The 979-nt window shown below is 60.8% G+C and carries 2 protein-coding genes; both read right to left on the bottom strand.

Features of this window, described 5'->3' with window-relative positions; all coding sequences use genetic code 11:
* A partial coding sequence (locus tag CH256_RS15915) for a DUF2637 domain-containing protein (protein WP_143536594.1) occupies window positions 1-318 on the bottom strand: 318 nt, incomplete at its 3' end.
* A partial coding sequence (locus CH256_RS15910) for a CPBP family intramembrane glutamic endopeptidase (RefSeq protein WP_218829140.1) occupies window positions 318-979 on the bottom strand: 662 nt, incomplete at its 5' end. The genes CH256_RS15915 and CH256_RS15910, both read right to left, overlap by 1 nt.

Here is a 979-nt window from a genome sequence, read left to right as displayed (position 1 = left end):
GGCCAGCGCGGCCACGGTGAAGGTCGAGCTGTAGTCCACCATCGAGACGTGCACGATGTTGCCGGCCGTCGATGCGATCGACCCGAGAATCAGCAAGGCCCACGCGAACCAGCGGTGTGAGGCGTCGACGACGAGCATGAGTGTTGCGAGGATTACCATTCCGTCGAGCACCAGTGGCAGAACCCATCCCAGTGTTGCCGGGTATCCGCTGGCAGTAGCGAGCTGCCACAACGATATTCCGCTCTTTGTGAAGGCGCTGATACCGATCACCGCATTGCCGATCACCGCGCAACGTTTGATGGTTGTCAGATTCCTCATCAATGTCCTTCGCTGGTGGTGATCGAAAAGTGGCCGGCCGCTGCCGTCGGGCGTGCTAGATCGGCGTGCTTGAGGGTGGGTGTGTTCGACAGTCGGTAAATCGACCACAGGGCGGTGAATGCGATACACCCGCCGATCACTATCTGAGCCGCGGTGTAGTCACCATTGTTCGCAATGACGAATGCATTCCAAGCTGTATGGGCCAGAACGAGTCCCGTGAGACTGCGGAGTCGATAGTAGACGTAGACGGCCACAGCGCCCCATACGAACGCCGACAACGCTTGCCCTGTTCCCTGGTACAGATGGATGGAGGCTCGAAACAGAGCTGAGCTCGCGATGACGATGCCGAGCATCCACGGCTGGACGCGCCAGACCAGTCCGACGACCCCGAAGAGCAACAAGACCGGAAGCGCACTGAAGAACGGTTCCTCGGCCAAGCCGGCGACGAGAAGGTGCGCACTGTTCCACCATTGTGCCGGGTTGCCGTAGTCACTGGTGCGCGAAAGGTTTTCGGCATCCTCGGGGGACAGCAACGAGGCCATGCACAGGCCGATGGGGAACAATCCTGCACTCATCAGCGTCCGCGCTCGCCACGTCCCAGGGAAGCTGTTCGGTTCGGTCTCGTTCGGTTCGATGAACCGGCGCACCGCCGCGACGAGAG

This window comes from Rhodococcus sp. 05-2254-6, from assembly GCF_002258565.1.
In the GTDB taxonomy this organism is placed as follows: domain Bacteria; phylum Actinomycetota; class Actinomycetes; order Mycobacteriales; family Mycobacteriaceae; genus Rhodococcoides.
The sequence above is the reverse complement of the archived record's forward strand: the minus strand, read 5'-3'. Positions and strand labels throughout refer to the sequence as shown.